Annotated in this window: 7 protein-coding genes; 1 reads left to right on the top strand and 6 read right to left on the bottom strand. The window is 43.1% G+C overall.

The window, feature by feature from the left end; genetic code table 11:
- Positions 1-92: 92 nt before the first annotated feature.
- The 3 genes from O3622_RS03960 to O3622_RS03950 form a co-directional block, all read right to left on the bottom strand.
- Complete coding sequence (locus O3622_RS03960) at positions 93-8,342, bottom strand: SIALI-17 repeat-containing surface protein (protein ID WP_371607060.1); 8,250 nt, start codon at positions 8,340-8,342, stop codon at positions 93-95.
- A gap of 141 nt (positions 8,343-8,483) precedes the next feature.
- On the bottom strand, positions 8,484-14,852 hold the full coding sequence (locus tag O3622_RS03955) for a SpGH101 family endo-alpha-N-acetylgalactosaminidase (protein ID WP_371607059.1): 6,369 nt from the start codon (positions 14,850-14,852) through the stop codon (positions 8,484-8,486).
- Between the two features lie 323 nt (positions 14,853-15,175).
- The gene (locus O3622_RS03950) at positions 15,176-17,158 is read right to left on the bottom strand and encodes a peptide ABC transporter substrate-binding protein (protein WP_371607058.1); all 1,983 of its coding nucleotides are present in this window, start codon (positions 17,156-17,158) and stop codon (positions 15,176-15,178) included.
- 237 nt (positions 17,159-17,395) lie between these two features.
- Here O3622_RS03950 and rfbD point away from each other — a divergent pair, with 237 nt between their 5' ends.
- The gene (gene rfbD / locus O3622_RS03945) at positions 17,396-18,250 is read left to right on the top strand and encodes a dTDP-4-dehydrorhamnose reductase (protein ID WP_049501014.1); all 855 of its coding nucleotides are present in this window, start codon (positions 17,396-17,398) and stop codon (positions 18,248-18,250) included.
- 60 nt (positions 18,251-18,310) lie between these two features.
- On the opposite strand, the gene rfbB is transcribed toward rfbD, so the two are convergent.
- From rfbB to rfbA, 3 genes are read right to left on the bottom strand one after another with little or no spacing between them, the layout of a single operon-like run.
- Positions 18,311-19,357, bottom strand: a complete 1,047-nt coding sequence (rfbB, locus tag O3622_RS03940; protein WP_371607056.1) for a dTDP-glucose 4,6-dehydratase — start codon at positions 19,355-19,357, stop codon at positions 18,311-18,313.
- An 18-nt stretch (positions 19,358-19,375) separates the two neighbouring features.
- Entirely contained in the window at positions 19,376-19,969 is a 594-nt protein-coding gene (locus O3622_RS03935; RefSeq protein ID WP_371607055.1) for a dTDP-4-dehydrorhamnose 3,5-epimerase family protein, read from the bottom strand.
- Positions 19,970-20,839 (bottom strand): glucose-1-phosphate thymidylyltransferase RfbA, encoded by an 870-nt coding sequence (gene rfbA / locus O3622_RS03930; protein WP_000676122.1) that lies wholly within the window; start codon positions 20,837-20,839, stop codon positions 19,970-19,972.
- Positions 20,840-20,874 lie beyond the last annotated feature (35 nt).

Here is a 20,874-nt window from a genome sequence, read left to right as displayed (position 1 = left end):
AGATGTCTTCTCAGGCTTTTTCTGTACTATAAACCTCATTGGGAAAGATAGGAAACGGATTTCGTAATCTTGTTAAGAGGTTTTACTAAATACTAGTCTTTCTTTGTTTTTGCTACAAAGAGAGCAGATAGGGCTAGGCTAACACCTGCTAGGAAGAGGGCTGTGTCAGATTGACTCTCACCTGTTGCTGGCAAGCTCTGTTTTGCTGTTTCTTGTCTAGCAATTTCTTGTTTATGATCTGGAGTCTTACCTTGATCAGAAACTAGAGTGCTAAGTTTAAACTCAGGTTTTTCTACTGTTGGAGCTGCTTGGTCTCCTACTGTTGCTAGCGGGCCTGTGTATTCTGGCAATTCATGCACTAGAGCCATCACTGCATTGACACCACCCTTGAACTCAGGTTTCTCTACTGTTGGAGCAGCTTGGTCACCTACTGTCGCTACGGGGCCTGTGTACTCTGGAAGTTCATGTACTAGGGCTTCAACTGCATTGACACCACCCTTGAACTCAGGTTTCTCTACTGTTGGAGCAGTTTGGTCTCCTACTGTTGCTAATGCGCCTGTGTACTCTGGAAGTTCATGTACTAGGGCTTCAACTGCATTGACACCACCTGTGAATTCAGGAACCTCAAGAACGGGTGCTGGTTCTTCACCCTTGCTTGATTGAACAGGTTCTTCTGTTAATTCTTGATAGAAGCTCGCCAATTCATAAAACTCAGCCTTGCCACCTTCCCAGACTAATTTGACGTCTAGAAGAGAGCCACCATTTCGGATAGCGAAGGTTTGGAGACTAGATGTAATGGCACCGAGGTCTAGCCAACTGTCTTGACCATCCTTGAGTGTTCTAGCAAGAACACGTGCCTTAGCTCCTTCAGGAAGACTGGAAACGAGACGAAGGTGGTTAGCTTTGGTTGGTTCAGACAAGTGATACACCAATTCGCCCTTGTCTTTTTCAGACTTGTAGCTGGTCAAGACTTTGCCGTCTACAAGATTATTATAAAGGTTGCCTTGGCTTTCTCCACTACTTCCTTCTACTGTTGGATCATTGATTGGTTTGACAAATTCACCATCGTTGATGACCAATTCTGTAAAGCCTACAAAACGGGCATCATAGTCTGCTGTATAGAGGACACGGAGATAGTTAGCTTTGACTGGTGTCGCCAATTTACCCTCGATATAGCGATTTCCTGGCATCTTAGAATCATGTGTCCAACCATCTGTCAATGAATCATCGTGTGTGCTATTGGCCACACCATCTCCTACTGTCACGACATCAGTCCAAGTTTTACCGTCTTGGCTGACTTGAATCTTACCATCACGAAGGTAGTTTTGAGTTCCGTCTTGGATGTAGGCTCTGATCTTCTTGATAGTGCGTTCGCTACCAAGTTTCAAGGTTACGTGGCCATCTTTACGGGCATAGTCTGAAAACTCAACGAAGTTGTTGTAAACACCGTCAAATAGTTGATCTAGGTTGTTCAGCTTACGAACATCATTGCTTCCGTATGTTGGATGAATACCCATTGTTGTAGATTCTAGTTTGGTTGGTTGTACTTCTTTGGTTGTCACAAGGAGAGAAGTGGCTGTCACAGCTTGTTCCTGATCTGTTTTATTGACCAAACGAACATAACGTACCAAGTGGCTCACTACAGATCTGTCAGTCAACTGGCTAGCCGGCGTCCATTCTTGCGCATTTGCAGAGTACTCTAGAGTAAGAGCAGGGTTAGCCTGACCTTGGAGCTGGATGCTCTTGATTTGATGGATACGGTCAAGCTTCATACCTAGATAGCTATGAGCAGGGAGTTTGGTTCCAGCTGGAATTTGAAGCTCGTAACTGCCCAAGCTATCCACTACTGGTGTTTCCTTCAAGGCGTCAACGTTGGTGTCTGTTAACTCGCTGTTTCCAGAGCGTGTCTCAACAGAGAAGTCCTGGATACGCCACCAGAGGTCGAGTGCCTTGGTATTGCGTACTCGAATGTAACGAGCATTGATCGCTCTGGTCACTTCCTTGGTTTGTTCTCCTGATAGGCGATCCAACTCTTGCCATGCAGTTCCATCTGTAGAGTACTCAAGTACACCTGCGGCAAGCTTATCACCCGTTCCTTGGCGAAGTCGTACTTTAGTGACTGACTTGACTTCACCGAGGTCAAGTTGTGCCCAGGCATCTACTGGTGTCGTATTGCTACCGTCAGCATTTGCCATCATGGCTTCTGTATTGTCCTTGCCATCAGTGATTTGACGGGCTGAGGTATTTAGTTTGTAAACTAAGTTTGAGCTTAGACTAACTGTCGTTGCTTGTTGGCTACGAGCTTTTTCAACTGGACGGTTGACTGCAATTTCCTGAACTGCAAACCAGGTATTCTCACGGTCTGCTGTCGCAATCATGCGAACTGCCTTGGCCTTGATATTGAGATTTTCAAACTTAAGAAGGGATTCATTTCCGACATAGCTTGGCTCTTTCAAAGTTACCCAGTTATCATTTTCATCTTGATACTGCACTTCTGCCTTACTAAAGGTATCACGTGGATTTGCCTGCGTTCCCATTGCAAAGGTCAAGGTTTGGATCGCTACCGGCTTGTTGAACTTCATACCAATATAATCACCTGTCTTGATGCTGTTTGGTGATTTAATAATCGCATGAGTTGCCAAGTCGCCATCCGTTACTTCTGCCAAACCACCTTCTACACCTGTTCGATTGGTGATAAAGGTGCTGATGATTTGGTCTGGGTGCAAGACTTTTTGAACTTCAGACGCTAGAACTTCTTTCAGGGATAGGATAAATGGACGAATATGTTGAACACCCAATTCAGCTTTTTCCATATGGTCTACATAATGGAAGGTGTGAGTTTGAGACTGTTCGTACAATTTCAAACCTTTATAGTAGCTATCCCAAAGTTTGGCCGCATCGTTTGTAGCCATGGCTTCAGTTCCTGTAAGGAAGGCATCGAGGGCATTCATTTGGTCGATTGCATTATCCAACCAATAGTGGATTTGGGCAACCATTTTTTTATCGCCTGATGCTTTATAGAGTTCAGCTGCTTCTTTAATCTTGGCAAATTCAGCTCGCAAGGCTGCACGTTCTGCAGTCACATCCTGACCAGCTTTGAGCTTAGTCATGAAGTCTGTTAATTTTGGAGCCAAGTCTACAGATTCTTCTAGTTTGACGACACGATTATCCATGTTTTGGTTGATCATGTGCTTACCAAGTTCGCGGAAGGCTGCTGATACCTTGCTATCTTCAAAATGACCATTTTCTACAAAGTTGAAGGCAATATCATTGATTTTCTTAGCTTCTTCTTCTGATTTCCACTGTTTCCATGAGTATTGAGCTCCTGAAAAGAGGGCAATCTTAGATGGTTCAGACTGTTGCATTGGGTTCAACATGATACCAGATAGCAAGCTAGGATCCACATTCGGATGAAGGAATTTCTCACCACCACCTAGAATCAAGTGCTGTTTAGAGTTATCTGTTACAGGCCAGTTAATCCAAAGTGAAACTGGGCGATAGGTCTTGCCACCTGCGGATAGATTGTTTTTGAGAGTTGAAAGGAAGCTTTCAGAGACTTCACCCCAAATCTTACCACCCGTCAAGGTCATGGATGTTGAACTTGGGAGATTTTCATTGAGGGATTTCAACTCATCTTCACGTCCATTACCCCAATACTGTCCAGGAACAAAGATCATTTCTTTACGAAGACCGCTGTAAGTTCCCTGCATTTCAGTCAACCACTTGGTCATATCTTGCATCAAGCGGTTGTAGCTATTGTAGCCTCCGACTGGGCTTGGAGCATCATCTGCAAGGATACCAAATTCACGGACACCCACTTTCATCAACTGGGTAAATTTAGCCTTGATGGTTGCCAAATCTTCTTGGTAATGCGCTTCATTTCCAAAGCGGATGCGGTTGTTCATGAATGGATGGATAGTCCAGACATAGCGGGTTTTACTTTGATTTCCGACACGAGCAAGTTCACGGATTTCAGCTAGTTTTTCTTCTGGATAGAGTTCACGCCATTTCTTGTTGTGATATGGATCATCTTTTGGTGCAAAGAAGTATTGGTTCAATTTCAAATCGCCACCATAACGCATGAGCTCTGCACGATCGGCATTCGACCATGGATTTCCATAGTAACCTTCGATGAAACCACGGTTCTTGAGCTCTGCGTAATCTTCTACTGTCACATTGCGAAGGACTGGCACTTGGCTTTCCTTGAGCATGTGTTTCAAGGTTGTCAAACCATAGAAAACTGCATCAGTGTCTTTTCCGACGATGGAAATCGAATTATCCTTGATGCTCAAGACATAGGCGTCAATCTTGTCAAAGAGACCTGCTGAAACCTTGGACAAGTTTTGCTCTGCTTGTGAACCTTGTCCATGCACTCCAAGATAGATATTGGTTGCGCCAGCGATTGCTGCCTTACCAGTTGTATAAGATACTTGATTGTCCTGCAAAACACTCTTCAAGCGATTGCGAGTATAGATATCGAGCTGATCGCCCATGACCAGATTGACTTGCTTGCGAAGAGCTGTGACACCTTCTCCATAAGTCACTTTTTGTGGAGTTGGGAAGACCTTGTACTCTTTCTTGAGATAGTCTGCGCTCTTGCTAGCAGCTGCAATGCTGTCTTCGCTAGCTGGTTTACTTGCAGTGAATTGATCTGCCAATTCAACTGTTCCATCACCGGTTTGGTCTACTTTTGGTTTTTCTGGTGTAGTTGGTTTTTCTGGTTGACTTGGTGCAGGCGTTTCTTGCTCTTCTTTGACAGGTTTCAATAGATGAACTTCAGCTGCACTTGCAAAACCACCAACGCCTTCCAATACTTTCAATTCAATCTTGTTGGTATGCACCGCCGCAAAGTTGACTGTTTTTTCTTGGGCGTTGTTGTCCCAGCTTCCTTCTGAAACCTTGACCATTTGGCCATCTTTTTGTGCGTAGATTTCGTAGCGCGTCACAACACCATTTCCACCACCTGGACGTGGGAGATAGGTCAAGCCATTGATTTTTTCTGCTTCTTTCAAGGTCATAGTAAGGGTGTATGGCGCAGTGTCACCGGTCCACTTAGTATGCCAGAAGGTATTTGGATCATTGTCAAAGGCCTTTTCAACAGCGCCTTCAGTCGCGTTTCCTGGAAGTTGCTGACTGCTTGCGGTTGCAGTAATCTTATCATTTGAAATCAAGCGAGGATTTACAAATGCTTTATCCGACAACTCTGCGCTATGCAAGATTCCTTTGAATCCACCGATGCTTTCAAGCGGTAGTACCAAGCTATTGTGGGCAAAGCGAGGGTGGGCTGGATTTGCGATACGCTCAATCTTTTCACCATCCACATAGACTTCGGTTGACTGTGGTTTGGTTACAATGGAGATTTGATAGCGTTTGTTCTTTTCAAGTTTTTTATTGAATTGGATATGGAACTGTTCAAACTGGTAAGCAAGATAGCCATCTTTATCAGCTAGATAGATACGATTGTCCCCACTTGTTGAGAAGGTTTGTTCACCGTCTCCAGTGACAGTCACATCAAACTTCAAGACGTGACTCGGACCAACATCACCAGCCAAGCCTTCGATACTGCTGTCTTTCTCAAAAGCCAATCCTTGCTCACTTGTCTTCACTTTCTTGCTTGCATAGTTCTTGACTGTTTCAGGATTGATGGTAAACAAGTCGCTTTGATCAATCTCTTTATCAGGATTTGACTGCGGCGCATAAGGACTCGTTGGTAGGGTGCGTTCTGCAAAGGTCGCAGCTGCACGGTCAGACCCCCAGGTGCGCTCTGCAGTGGTTTGCATGCTCTTGAAGAAGCGTTTAAAGATGTCATAAGAGGTCAAACCGGTTTCATGAAGGTCGATATTATCATTCCAAACTGCGTGACCACCACCAAGGATACTTGGATGAGAAGCTGGTAGAAGTGGACCTCCACCTGTTCTAAAATCATTTGGTGTCCAGCTATTGTACTGACGTTCGTAGTTAGCATAGTCCCCGTAAGCTGCTTGACTATTGCTTCCACTTGGCACACTATAGGTCGGTACATCTGTGATGTTGATAATCTTAGCTCCCTGAGCAATGGCTTCATTTGGTCGTTGCCATCCGATACTCCAGATATCAACCTCTACTCCGTTCCAATCAACAGGAGTGTTCCCACGTTTCGCACTGAGTGAGCCCCAGATACGAGGGGTGTAACCTTTAGACTTGATATATTGGGTCAAATCATTGACATAGCGACGGTAACTTTCTCTGCTGCCATAGTATTCATCCGTTCCAATATGAACAGTGGATACCCCATGAAGTGGTGCATCTGGACCGTCGAGGAGTTTGTCATAAACTGATTTGACAAAAGCTAGCGTTTCATCGTATTTATTATCTAGGTCGAGCATTGCAACACGTTCAACATTGTGTTTGCCAGCATAATCACTCAAACTACCTTGATACATGAGGTCTGGGCGGACTTTGACAAATGATAGTGCATGACCTGGTGTGTCAATTTCTGGCACTAGATTGATATGCAAGGCCTTGGCAAGTTTAATCAGATTTTGCATTTCTTCCTTGGTATAATGCTCATCTGAAGTCAATTTTTGATCATTCTTACCGACAATGTCTGTCTCCACACGGAAACCAGTCTTAGCGTGTTCAAGTACATACTTGAGTTGTTCTTCTGGAGTTAAATTCTTACCTGCCAAGTGTTCCTTAAGGAAGATATAGTTATCATTAAGGTGCAACTGCAAGTCGTTCATCTTGTAGTAGGCCATGTTGAGCATGATGTCTACAAGAGTGTCATAAGGGATAAATTTACGACCTGTATCCAGCATAAAGCCACGGTGACTGAAACTTGGGAAATCACGAATTTCGCCATTTTGTAGGTCTGTTTCTCCCATTTGAAGAAGAGTCCGAGTGGCGTAGAAGGCTCCTGTGTTTGTGGCAGCTTCGATGGTAATCACATCATTTTGGATAGTGATGCCATACCCTTCTTTACCATAACCCTTGTTTTCAACCTTTTTAAATTCGATTCGTTTTTGAGCTTGCTTGTCACCTGTTGCTAGTTCCAATCTACGGCTTGCAAGGTCTGACTGGTAGAAGGTTGCAGCCTGATCAAAGCCTGAATCTCCTGTCGCAAGAACTGTATCTGAAGTGATAGAAGATTGGCCTTCTTTCCCATACCATTGTTGAACAGCTGGTGCTACTTTTGGTTTGACACCCACACCTTCGTCCTGATGTAGGCCCTTGATGACTACTTCAAATTCCTTAGTGAAAGTATGACTGTCTCTGATTTGTTGCACCATGACCTTGACGCGTTGATCTGTCAGAGGTTTATGGATACGATTTTGAAGGTCAATCACACCTTGCTTGTTGCTTCCGATAAGGCTAACTTTCCCTGGTAAAGTTGGTAAGACAAGAGACTGTCCGTCTTCTGCTACTGTGAGTTCGGTTACTTGGCGGATATCCGTTACCTTACTATGGTCCGGAACGTTTGAATAAGCTCGAATTTCTTGGATACCAACGTTTCTCCAGCCCATTGTGCCCGCTTGATAGTCGTTAATTTCTAACTTAAGATATTTAGCTTGAATACTTTCAGCTAGATCTACTTTCTCATCTAAAACAGGATCTCCAGTCTTGGTATGAGCGAGTTTCCATTGTTTTTCTCCGTTAGCGCCCACGTCTTCTTGACCTGCGTAGTAGAGACTCCAAGATTTGATATTTGGATCATTTTGCCCATTACGAAGACGACGATCCCAGTCAATTTCCACATGCTTGATGAGGGTAGTTTTTGGAAGAGTTAATTCAAAAGTTGGTTTTACTGCATCTCTATCTGTAGCCCAACGGGTATTGTCATCTCCATCGATAGCCTTATCTGCAGTAAAGTTGGTCCCAGTCTCATGGTTGCTCGCCTGAGCAGTAGCACCTTCGAGATGGTTGACATCTTCTCTATCTTCAATTTGCTTTTCAGCTGGTTTTACTGCTGGTGTAGGGGTTTCCGTAGGTTGATTTTCTGCCTTTGGTGTTTCAACCGGTTTGGGCGTTTCTGCTGGCTTGGGACTTGCAGGACTTGTCTCTGGTTTTGCCTCTTCACTTGCTGCAGGTTTGGTTCCCTCATCAGTCGCTGGAGTTTCTTCATGACTTGCTTCTGTTGCAGCTTCTGCATCTGCTTTTTCAAGCGCAGCGGCTAAATCATCTGGTAACTTATCCAGAGCTTGAACATGAGTGATACTTCCCTCTGTCTCTGAAGGCGTTGCTGTTTCTGCCGCCTGAACCATATTGGCGCCAAAGATACTAGCACCAATCATAACGGAGGCTGCACCGATTGCAAATTTTCTTATACTATAGTGACAGCGTTTCTCAAAAAAATGTCTATCCATCTTTCTCCTATTCCTTTCATCCGCATACATGAGTAAGCGGTATCATTTCTCCTTTGAAAAAAGGAGAGAACCTAGAGGTCCTCTCCGGCTGTTTGATCCTATTTGATTCGAGATCTTTTGGACTTCTAAAACCAAATCTGTTTAGTCTTCTTTTCGTTTTGTCGTAAGAACAGCAGCAGATAAAGCGATACTCACACTTGCTAAGAAGAGGGCTACTTCTGAGCTGTGCTCCCCTGTAGCAGGTAGTTTTTCTTCATCTTTCGCTCCCGGAGTTTTGGTTTCAGCTACTGGACTTGGAGTGAGCGGGTACTCAGGTTTTTCAACTGTTGGAGCTGCTTGATCTCCAGCTGTAGCCAATACACCTGTGTAGGCTGGCTTTTCATTTACCAAGGCCTCAACTGCATTGACTCCACCTCTATACTCTGGAACTTCATTTGCAGCCGCTAGGACCGCATTGGCTCCACCTTTGTATTCTGGTAATTCGTGAACCAAGGCTTGGACCGCATTAACGCCGCCCTTGAACTCAGGGACTTCATGTACAGCTGCTTCTGTTGCATTGACGCCGCCTTTGAACTCAGGTACATCAAGAACTGGTGGTTGTTCTTCACCCTTGCTACTTGTTGGAGCATCTGGTTTCGTAGCAGAATCTTTTAATTGGTTGAGATAGTCTGCGAAGTAGGCAACCATTCTTTCCGTCAAGAGGTGGTTATCCGTCGCATATTTCATGCTTGCCTGAACGCTAGCTACTTCCTCTTGATTGTCTTTGTCCGTTAATTTCTGCGCCTTAGCCAAAGCTGCTTCATAGCTAGACATGTCAAGTGGTGTTTCTGCTACCTGTGGACGGGTAAAGATGAGTTCCGCTGCAGATTGGTATTTATCGCCACCATCTCCGTAAGTCTTGGTACCAGTAAGGACGATTTTCTTAGCCTTGATTGTCTTGCCAAAGTCAATGTCTTTTGGCTTGTTGTTATTTGGCCAATCTGTCACTGTGAAGGTATGTTCCTTGCCAGACTCATCTGTGACAACCAGTTTCACATCTCGCAAGTTTCCATTTGAATCAGATGCACGTGGAACATAGCGAAGTCCTGTGATTTCAGTAGGTTCTTTCAAGACCATGGTTGCAGGCTTGCCTACATCTCCTCCATTCCAAGATGTATGCCATAGGCTAGAAACATTGCCATCAAAGGCATTCTCTAGACCTTCACCTGGTTGAGCTGGCGCATCCAAACTTTCAAAGTCTTCTGCTACCAAGGCTGTCTTCTTCTGAACCAAAGCATTCTTCAAGGCTTCAATCTTAGCAATCTCTGCACGCGCTTCTTCTACGCTAATGTCATCATCTGCTTGGCTGAGGTTAAAGACCGCCTCTTTCAAAGCATCCATAGACTCTTTCGTGTAGTTAGTCATGGCAACCGTTGGCAAGTAGTTCTTGAGAGCATTTTCTGTCAACATCTTACCTGTTAGGGTAATTTCCTCGATGTGAAGATTGTCCATCATGAAATCGTTGTAACCACGGAAGTTGGCATTTCCGCCAGCATCTCCATGAGTATTGCTTGCGTTTCCAGTTGAGTAGATACCTACCCAAGTATCGCCTGTTTCTGCACCTGTCACGAGGAAGGTTGCCTTCTTGGCTTTCTTAGAATCCGTCCAAGTATTTGGCAATTCATGCATTTCCAAGTTGCTTGCTTGAGTACCACGACGACCTGACTGGAATTCTCCCTTACCAACTACAAAGGCATAGGTATTGTCTGATCCTGCTTCGTATTCAAAGGTTACACGATAAGTCTTACCAGCTTCAAAGCGGAAGTTTTGCGGAATAGTTTGGTAAACCAAGTTACGACGGCTCACTAGTCCATTGGTCTTGAGTGACCAATTTCCTTCGATAACATCATCGACTTTCTTACCATTCCAACCACGCTGTGTATATGGATCGTGTTTTTCAGACAAGTGAGTGCGGTTGTCTTCAACACCTTCGACACCGCCCACTACGAATGGGAAAATCCCTTGAGCTACATTTTCAAAGTCTTGTTTAAATGTTCCTTTACCTGTATCATGCTTGTCTCCGTACATGCTTGAATTGTTTTCAAAGGTACGAATTTCATCAAAGTATGTTGCTTCATCACCAGCTTCACGACTCAATGTCAGAGTGACATTTGATACGTCAGATTCAGTTGTAAAGAAGGCGTACATGTTTTGGAAGTAACTTGTATCATCAACTGTAGCATTTTCACGACGATTGTTATGAGCATAAGCTTTGATATAGTTAAGAGCGAGTGACTTATTGGTGTAAGTAGTCACTTCTTTCTCGCCAGTATTCACTGTGATACTTGCCTTAGCATTACTACGGTTATCGACACCAACATAAACCGCATACTTGGTATTTGGTTTCAAGCCAGTCAGTTTCTGAGTAAGGCTAACCTTGCTCTTATTGCCTTGGATACGAAGCATTTCATTTGCACCCTGTGATTTGACAATTTCTGCCTTGGAAGCATCACCAGAAATAGTCCAGTGTTTCAAGGTTCCACTGTTAAATCCTTGGTCATAGATGTGCATGCCTTCGCTCCATGACATTTCAGGATTGGTTTGTTTTGAACGGTAAAGAACGTATGGTTGATTTGCTAGAAGGTCTAGGGTAATCTTACCATCTGTTACAGTTAGTTCTTGCTCTTCTGTCTTACCTTGGTCAGTTAGCTTGTAAAGGTAAACCTTGCTATTTGCCCAATCACTCGGAAGGGTCCAAGTTGTTGCACCGGCCTGCGTATTGAAGTAGTACATCTTTTCCTTTTCAGTAGGAAGTTTCTTACCATTTGCATCCCAATTCCAAGGAGTCAAGTAAGCTGAACCATCTTGGATGACACGTCCATTGAGCGTTACTGTACGTTCGCGGTATTGCGGGCTATTGACATCGTTTGACTTACGAGTCACAACAACCTTGTTACCTGCTGCATCGACTAGCTCAACCTTCATTTCTGGAGTCCATTTATAGGTGCTACCATTATCGGTCATGGTAACTGGTGTACCATTTTCCCATTTACTTACAGTGAAGTGTTGGAAGTACTTAGTCATGACGTCATGGGCAAAGAGGTTAGTCACATAGCCATTGTAGTCGCTTCTTCCTTGCCAGCCTTCAAAGTCTTTCATGCTGTAGCCACCTAGAAGTGGGTAGTTGGCTGCACCACCGTAACTTCTGTAGTCCCCAACCCAAGAATCTTTTTGGTGGTTGCGGATAAAGCGGGTGATAGCACTGTTGATACCTTTATTAGTGTAGCCACCATAGGTCAAGTCAGCTGCCCAGTGTTGGAAGGTAGAGTCGTATTCACCACCATGGCCCCACTCAATCGCAAAACGCCAGCCTTGTTTGTTGATTTCTTTAGCAAGAACGTGGGTAGCCCAGGCACCGTTATCACCTGATTGACCATTGCCCCATACGTCCACATAGATAAAGTCGAGACCTTCACCAAGTTTTTTCTTCAAGTCTTCCCAGCGAGCCAAGCGTCCATGCGCCAAGTCATAAGCAGCATCGATGTTGATACCTTGGTCTAACCAGTTCCAACCATAGCTGTAGCTTCCATCTGGATTCTTACGAAGAATATTTTCATTAAAGTATTTAGACTCAGGATAAGTCTCAGAAGCGTTCACGTGGATACCTAGATGAGCTCCATATTTCTTCGCTTTTTCAATCAAGGTCTTGAAGTCTTCGACACCACCAATACGTTTACCAATATCAGCATAGTTCAAGTGTCCAGAGTCATGACCTTCACTACCATAACCTTTAAGGAGAACACCTTGCCCAAGACCATCTGTGTGGAGATTGATTTTCTTGATACCATCCAAGGTCATAAGGAATGGGTTTTGGGCTTGTGAGCCAAAGTTCATCGCGATACGGTAAGCAGTGATATCCTTAACTTTTTCCCAACCTTGAGGGTTGTTCATGATGCTACGATAAGCAATGGCACCATCTTGCCAGTCGACTTTGTTGTCAGCATTGGCATCTTCGGTGATAACAACCTTGGCACTTGGAAGTTCCTTGGTGTATTCTGGGAAGACAATGCCCTTATAAGCCTTTTCCCATTGCCATTCAGAGCTGTGAATTCCGACATAGTTGGCATTTCCAACTGTTTCTTTATAGGCTGTCAAACGAGTCCAGTCATTCGAACCACCACCATAGCTGTTTTGAGAATTGCTCCAAACACCTGCAGCAAGCTTATCTGTAGAAACAAATCCATACATGTAACCCTTGGCCAAGTCTTTCATTGGATTGGTTACATCGATATGATCATCTCCGCTGACATGGGTATTATTTGACATGGTTGCCCCGTCAAACTTAGCACCAGCTTGATCACTCGAAACAGAGACTAAAGCATTACCAAGGAAACTAATAGAAGAAAGTAGTTTTCTTTCGTCATCAATCTTTTGACCTGGAGTAACTTGATTGTGGTTGACAATCTTGGTCACATCAAAGTGCAACTGATTATCAACAACTTGCAGACGGACCGTCATTTCTGCATTGATAAGATTAGCATCATCGCGAAGCTTCATCAAGTACTCTGCAGTTGTCTCATTGATTTTTTTGTAAGTAACTTCAGGTGTGACTTCGTGTTTGTTGATAAATACTTTATTGAATTGTTGGACTTGTCCTGGCAAGGTATGCCCGTTCAAACTGTATTCTTTAATACGTGGGAAGGCTTGGTCAATCACTGCCTTGAGTACCTTAGACTGGATCGTATCATAAGTCACCTTGCTATCGTCAACGGCCGGACCTGTTTCTTTCTGGGCAGGAGTATCATCTGATTTTACACCTTCTTGATTGTCTGTTTTAACGCTGACAACTGTACGCTCATTGCCATAGGAACCAGCTTTTAGGACGATTTTCTTCTCATTTTTGAGAGTTTCATTAACAGCTGCTGGCAAAGTGACCGTATCAAAGAGTTTCTCATCATTATTCGTTGCATTAAGCTGTCCATCTGATTTGAGGGTGATAGAAAGACGGTTTACAGAACCTGGTTCTGGTGCTGCTACACGGTTGCCCTTATACCAGGTGCTATCGGTTGGAGATTTATACTCCCAGAACCAGCCATCTTTATCATAACCAACAAAAACATTGTTCTTGGTATCTTTAAATTTCAAGAAGACACCAAAGCGTGATTTGCCCTTTTCAGAATCATCTTTGAAGGTTAAATCAACCGTCGCATTTCCATTAGCGTCAACTGTCAATCCTTGTTTTTCAAACAAGGCTGGTTTGCCGTCATTGTCATTTTGGGCCGTTGAAGACAATTGATTGTAGCGAACACCCTTTTCTTCACGAATAGTGACGGTTCCTTGTTGCTCTTTATTCGCTACTGTTTGCCATTCAGGAGTTACTGCCTTAGGTGTTTCAGGTTTAGCAGCTGCAGGTTTATCCTCTTTTGGTTTTTCTTCAGCCGGTTTTTCTTTCTCTTCCAAGTCTGCTGGTTTCACACTTGAAATTCCCTGTATGTGGTCTTGAATCCATTTTAGTTGAGCTGGTGAGAAGAGAATGCCTCCGCTCCGTTTTCCAACTACACCATTTTGGTGAACACCGACTAGTTTGCCTTCTGTATCAAAGATACCACCACCACTAGCGCCCGGTTTTCCTCCTTGGTAACCAATCCCTTGGACACCTTCTCCGTATGGTTCCGCAAAATCAACTGTAGTATTGACAATCGGATTCAATTTTCCTTCTGGATAACCAAAGACATGGAGTTTATCTCCAATTTTCTTAACTACTGGCTTTTTAGTTACTTCAACAGGCGTATTTTCTAGAACCGTACGCAATCTCACTAGGGCCAAATCATTTTTGAAGCCCTTCAGGTAGCCTTCACGATCCCAATGAATAATATCTTTCTTGCTAAACTTGACATCTGGCAATCCTGGATATGAGATGCTATAGATATCTCCATCCCCTTGGTCATTATCCACAACCTTACGGATATTGCCGTCCTGGCTATCCTTGATAAAGTTATGAGAAACCGTCAAGACAAGGTCTTTAGCAACGACAATACCGCTACCTTCTCCTGATGGCGTCTTAATCTTAACAGTCGCGCCGTAGTTTAATTCCCCATTGGTCGTTTTAGCCACATCTTCTGGGACGAGCTTGCCAGTATCTTGGACCAATTGATCCTTGTCAACTTCGCGCCCATTGTCTTCAGCTTTCTCCAACTTATCTTCTAATTCTTTTGGCAGATTGCTTGGCTTTTCAGACTTTTCTTTTTCTTGAGCCAACAACTCTTCTTCTGTTTGTGGGCCTTCAGTAGTTTCAGCTGAACCAGGATTCTGAGCGGCAGCTTCCTTGTCAAAATCGTGCCCCTCATCACTAGCCTTCTTATCCAAATCAGCTAGTTCACTCGGCAAATTATCTGTTGAACCAACTCTTGCTTGATCAGCTAATACTGGGCTAGCTGCGAAGAAAGTCGCTCCAATCATCACCGAAGCTACTCCAAGCGTAAACTTACGAATACTGAACTTACAGCGTTTTTCAAAAAATCGTTTATCCATGAACTCCTAAATCCTTTCATTTTCCAGTAAGCGTTTACATTTCGTTTTTAAAAAATACTCCTTTCTCTGAAAGTGCTCTGCTTAACTGTTATAAATAAAAAATAATTGTACTTTTAATATAACAAATAAAAAGGCAGAAAGCAATAGGAAATAGGTAAAATTCACTAAAATTTTCTCTTTTCTGAACAGTTCTAACGCTCAGAATTTTAAGAATCGCTTTACAGCTATAAAAAAATCCTATCTCTAATCATTCAGGGACTTATACCAAGATAAAAAAGGACTTAACCATCATGTCGATGGCTAAATCCTTCACTTTTTTAAAGTTATTTCACATGGTTTGCGAGATCTTCTTGGGCCTTTTTATTTGACTCTTCTTTTTCTTTCAACCATTTTTCTTGAGCTTTTTGGTATTCTTCTGTTGTCACTGCCTTATCTTGTACTTCTAGATATTTGTACAAAAGGGCTTCACTCATACCCTTGTTACCAGAGTATGCAAATGGAAGTGTAAATGGTACCATCTTAGACAACATTGGACGACCAGTTTGAGAAGTTGTTGGAATGAGCAAGGCACTGTCTGTCAACCAAGCTTGGGCAGCAGCATATTTCTCATAACGTTTTGAAACATCAGTGGTTTCTTCACCAGCTTCCACAACCATTTTTTCGTAATCTTCTAAACCAACTTGCTTAGCGGCAGCGTTGTTTGTCCCAGAATCAAATCCTAGATATGTTTTCGTATTTTCTCCTACAGAAGGCTTGATAATATCAAGATAAGTAGATGGATCGATATAGTCTGGAGACCAACCCACGTTATCTGAGATATCCCAGTCTTCTCCAGCCGCAGTTTCAGCGAAGTAGGTAATGTTTTGAACATCATCTTTTTGGAGCTGTTGGATGTCGATAACCACATTATCTGATCCTAGATTTTCTTCAACTGACTGTTTAAAAGATTGAACACGTTGAACTTTTGTTGTATTTGTTTGATCTACAGGCATATCCAAGTGGATTGGGAATTTCACACCTTCCGCTTGAAGGGTCGCCTTAGCTTTAGCGAATTCTGCTTTGGCTTTGTCAGGACTGTAGAGTCCATCTTGGGCATCATCCAAGTTTACGTTGCTCCACTCATCTCCATAGGTCACCAATTTTTCCTTAACTAATTCCCCAAAGTTTTTCCCATCTGCCTGTACAAATGTAGGAGGAACAAATAAGTTACGAAGCAGTTTAGTAGCCCCGCTTGCACCATTTACTTGAGAAGCGTAGGCTGTTCTGTCAAAACCAAATGCAATAGCTTGACGGAAGTCCTTATTCAAAAGTGCCTTCTTGGTTGATACTTTTTCCTCATCTGTTGTCTTAGAAGTGTACTTATAAGACTGGCGATCGATATTTGTGCCTACTAAATAAGTAGTAGAATCTTGTTGGGTATAAACGATATTGTCTTTGAATGTTTTTTCAGTCTCTGAGTAACTAGCACTTGTTGGGAAGAGGCGAGCCATTGTAAAGCTACCGTCTTTGAAAGCTTCAGTTGGCTTATTAGTATCTTGACCATCCCAGAAGGATAATTTTACTTTATCAAGATGGACATTGTCTTTGTCCCAATAGTTTGGATTCTTTTCGAACTCGACTGATGATTTGGCTACGATTGATTTGAGTAAGAATGGTCCATTATAGAGAATGCTGCTTGGGTCCGTACCTTTAGCAAAGTCATCCCCTTTAGAGTTCAAAAATTCTTCATTAACAGGAGCCAGAACACCCATTGTTGTCTTAGAATTCCAGAAACTTTCTGGCTTGTTCAATGTGTATTGAACGGTATAATCATCAAGAGCTTTGATTCCTACTTGAGAAAAATCTGTAATTTCTCCTTTGACGTAAGCATCCAATCCCTTGATAGATTCCTGAACCAGGTAAAGACCATCTGATTTCTTATCAGCAGCATACTTAAGACCAGTTACAAAGTCTTGAGCTTTAACTTCTGCATACTCCTCACCTTCAGATGTATACCATTTTGCATCCTTTCGGAGTGTATACGTGTAAGTCAATCCATCCTTAGATACAGACCAATTCTCAGCCATAGATGGTACAAAGTTACCATAGCGGTCATTTTCAAGCAAGCCATCGATAACGTTGCTCGTAATATTCGCTGTAGCTGCCTTACCAGTTGTCAAATAGTTTAGGTTATCAGGATCCGTTTCGTAAATGTATGAGAATGTTTTCTCGCCTTTAGCATTTGAACTTGATCCAGAGCAGGCAGCAAGAGTCGCAGCTGCCAATAACGTCACACCCGCAAGGGCAAGTAGTTTTGAACTTTTCATTGTTTTCTCCTTTAAAACTTTCACCCCATTATAGTCCCTTTTCAGAAACATGTCAATAAAGTTTTCAGAATTTTTGAATTAATTTGGTAAATTCTGAAAAATATGTTTTCTATTATAAAATTATGATTCTCTAATACTATATTTTTATATCTTAAACCAGCAAAACAAGGACCGAAAATCAGATTTTTTATCATTTTTTTGCTATGATTAGATAGAATAAAAGTTAAGGAGAAGACAATGATATTAATTACAGGTGCGAATGGTCAACTCGGTACCGAACTACGTTATTTACTAGATGAACGAAATGTAGACTATGTTGCAGTTGATGTGGCCGAAATGGATATCACGAATGCTGAAATGGTTGAGAAGGTATTTGCTGAAGTCAAGCCAACTCTGGTCTATCATTGTGCAGCCTACACTGCTGTTGATGCTGCAGAAGACGAGGGGAAAGAACTGGATTTTGCCATCAACGTAACTGGAACTGAAAATGTAGCCAAGGCCTCTGAGAAATACGGAGCTACTCTGGTCTATATCTCGACAGACTACGTCTTTGATGGAAAGAAACCCGTCGGACAAGAATGGGAAGTCGATGACCTACCTGATCCGCAGACAGAATATGGGCGTACCAAGCGAATGGGGGAAGAACTTGTTGAAACCCTTACGTCACAGTATTACATCATCCGCACTGCTTGGGTCTTTGGAAATTATGGCAAAAACTTTGTCTTTACAATGCAAAATCTTGCCAAAACCCATAAAACTCTCACTGTTGTCAACGACCAACACGGCCGTCCAACTTGGACACGTACCCTGGCTGAGTTTATGACCTACTTGACTGAAAATCAAAAAGCATTTGGCTACTACCACTTATCAAATGACTCCACTGAAGATACCACTTGGTATGACTTCGCTGTCGAGATTCTTAAAGACAGTGATGTTGAAGTGATTCCGGTAGACTCCAGCAAGTTTCCTGCAAAGGCCAAACGTCCCCTCAATTCAACCATGAGTTTGGCCAAAGCGAAGGCGACAGGTTTCGTCATTCCAACCTGGCAAGATGCCCTCAAAGAATTTTATAAACAAGAAGTAAGAAAATAAAAGATTACGACATACATAAAAAGCAAGAGAACTCAAGGTCTCTTGCTTTTTAGTATCTGATTAGTTAATCACTTGTTGTGTCTTAGCATAGTTGGCTTCGACTGCTTCTTTTTCAGATTTCCACCAGTCTTGGTTGTCTGTGTACCACTTAATGGTCTCTTTGAGACCTGCTTCAAAATTAGTAAACTCTGGCTTCCACCCTAGTTCATCACGGAGCTTGCTAGCGTCGATAGCATAGCGAAGGTCGTGACCAGCTCGGTCCGTCACATGATCATAAGCATCAGCTGGTTGCCCCATCTCCTTGAGGATGAGTTCCAGCACTTCCTTATTGTTCTTTTCACCATCCGCACCAATTAAGTAAGTTTCACCAATTTGACCTTTGGTCAGAATCGTCCAAACACCTGAAGAATGGTCATTGGTATGAATCCAGTCACGGACGTTTTTACCTTCACCGTAGAGTTTTGGCTTGATTCCACTCAAGATATTGGTGATTTGGCGCGGAATGAACTTCTCGATATGCTGGTAAGGACCATAGTTGTTTGAACAGTTGGAAATAGTCGCTTTGACACCAAATGAGCGCACCCAAGCTTTGACAATCAGATCTGAAGCTGCTTTAGTTGATGAGTAAGGCGAGCTGGGATTGTACTTGGTTTCAGCCGTAAATTTCTCACCTGGACCTTCTCCATGACCTGGCAAATCTTCTCGCAGAGGTAGGTCACCATAGACTTCGTCAGTTGACACATGGTGGAAACGAAGGTCGTATTTACGAGCTGCTTCCAAAAGAGTGTAAGTCCCAATGAAATTGGTGTGGATAAATGGACTCGGATCATTGAGCGAGTTGTCATTATGGCTTTCTGCCGCATAGTGAACAATGGCATCTGCTTGAGCAGCTAGCTTATCGACCAAGGTTGCATCTGCAATATCTCCAACAACCAACTCAACACGATCACCTAAAATTGCTTCAATATTGGCACGATTACCCGCATAAGTCAGCTTGTCCAGCACTGTCACATGGACATCTGGGAAGTTGTTATAGACATAATGAACAAAGTTAGAACCGATAAAACCAGCCCCACCTGTCACGATGATATTTTTGTATTCAGTCATTTTTATTCCCTAATTTTTTTACAAATCTTCTTTTCTTAGTGGTTTGACATCCTTAAGCAGTGGATGATGTTTATCTGCTTCCGAAACTTCTGCTTCTGCTAGGTTTTCCCACTGGATGCCCAAAGCTGGGTCTGCATAGTTGACAAAAGCATATTTAGGCTTGAGTTCAAGTGCCCAGTAGTCATTGACCAGATAGCTATAAGAAACTGTATCCGATAGGACTTGGAAACCATTGGCTACGCCGCGAGGGACAAAGATTCCCTTACTTGCATCAATCTCGGTCTGATAAACATTTCCAAAAGTCTCACCTTCACGTAGGTCAACCCAAGAACCCAAAACCTTGCCACCATCTGCTACTGAGATATACTTGTCCCAAGGTTCAGCATGGAGGCCTCGGAGAACATTTTTGTGAGAAAAGCTGACATTGTTTTGCAGTTTTCCTTCAGCAAAGAAGCTTTCAGGAAAACCAAGCGGTAGCATCTTTTCTTTCTGAAAATTTTCCTTAAACCAGCCACGATTGTCACCATGAACCGGAATGTCAAACTCTAACAAACCTGGAATGGCATCAATCTTGTGCACTGCAAGTGTTTTGCCGAAAAAATTATCTGTCATCTAGATTTCTCCAATCAAACGAAGCAAGTATTGCCCGTATTCATTCTTCTTGAGAGGTTGCGCCAACTTCAGCACATCTTCGCGGCTGATATAACCCATTCGGTAGGCAATTTCTTCCAGATTGGCAACCTGAACATTTTGCATCCTTTGAACCGTTTCGATATATTGGGAGGCCTCTAACAGGCTCTCATGCGTCCCTGTATCCAGCCAGGCAAAACCACGTCCCATAACTTCAACTGACAAATCCCCACGCTTCAAATAAGCATTGTTAACATCTGTGATTTCCAACTCTCCACGAGCACTCGGTTTGATCTGTTTGGCAATCTCCACAACGTCATTGTCATAGAAATAAAGACCTGTCACTGCATAGTTAGAGCGAGGATTCTCCGGTTTTTCTTCAATGGAAATGGCATTCATGTCTGTATCAAACTCGACCACACCAAAACGCTCTGGATCCTTCACTTGGTAGCCAAAAACAGTCGCACCCTTCTCTTTCTTGGCTGCCTTTTGAAGCATTTTGCTCAAACCAGGCCCATGATAGATATTATCGCCCAAGATCAAAGCAACACTATCGTCGCCGATAAATTCTTCACCAATTAGAAAAGCCTGAGCAAGTCCGTCGGGACTAGGCTGTTCCGCATAGGAAAGCTTGATCCCAAATTCGGAACCATCCAAGAGCAGATCCTTAAAACGGGGCAAATCCTGTGGTGTTGAGATGATCAAAATGTCCTTAATCCCAGCCAACATCAAGGTTGACAAAGGATAATAAATCATGGGTTTATCATAAACTGGCATCAGCTGTTTTGACGCGGCCCGAGTAAGTGGGTACAGTCGGGTACCTGAACCACCCGCAAGAATAATACCTTTCATAATAGGCTTCCTTTCTGGCTAATTACCTATCCTAT

It is taken from the genome of Streptococcus sp. 27098_8_51 (assembly GCF_041432205.1).
Classification (GTDB): Bacteria; Bacillota; Bacilli; order Lactobacillales; family Streptococcaceae; genus Streptococcus.
Note: the sequence above shows the minus strand (reverse complement) of the source record. Positions and strands in the feature narration are given on the sequence as shown.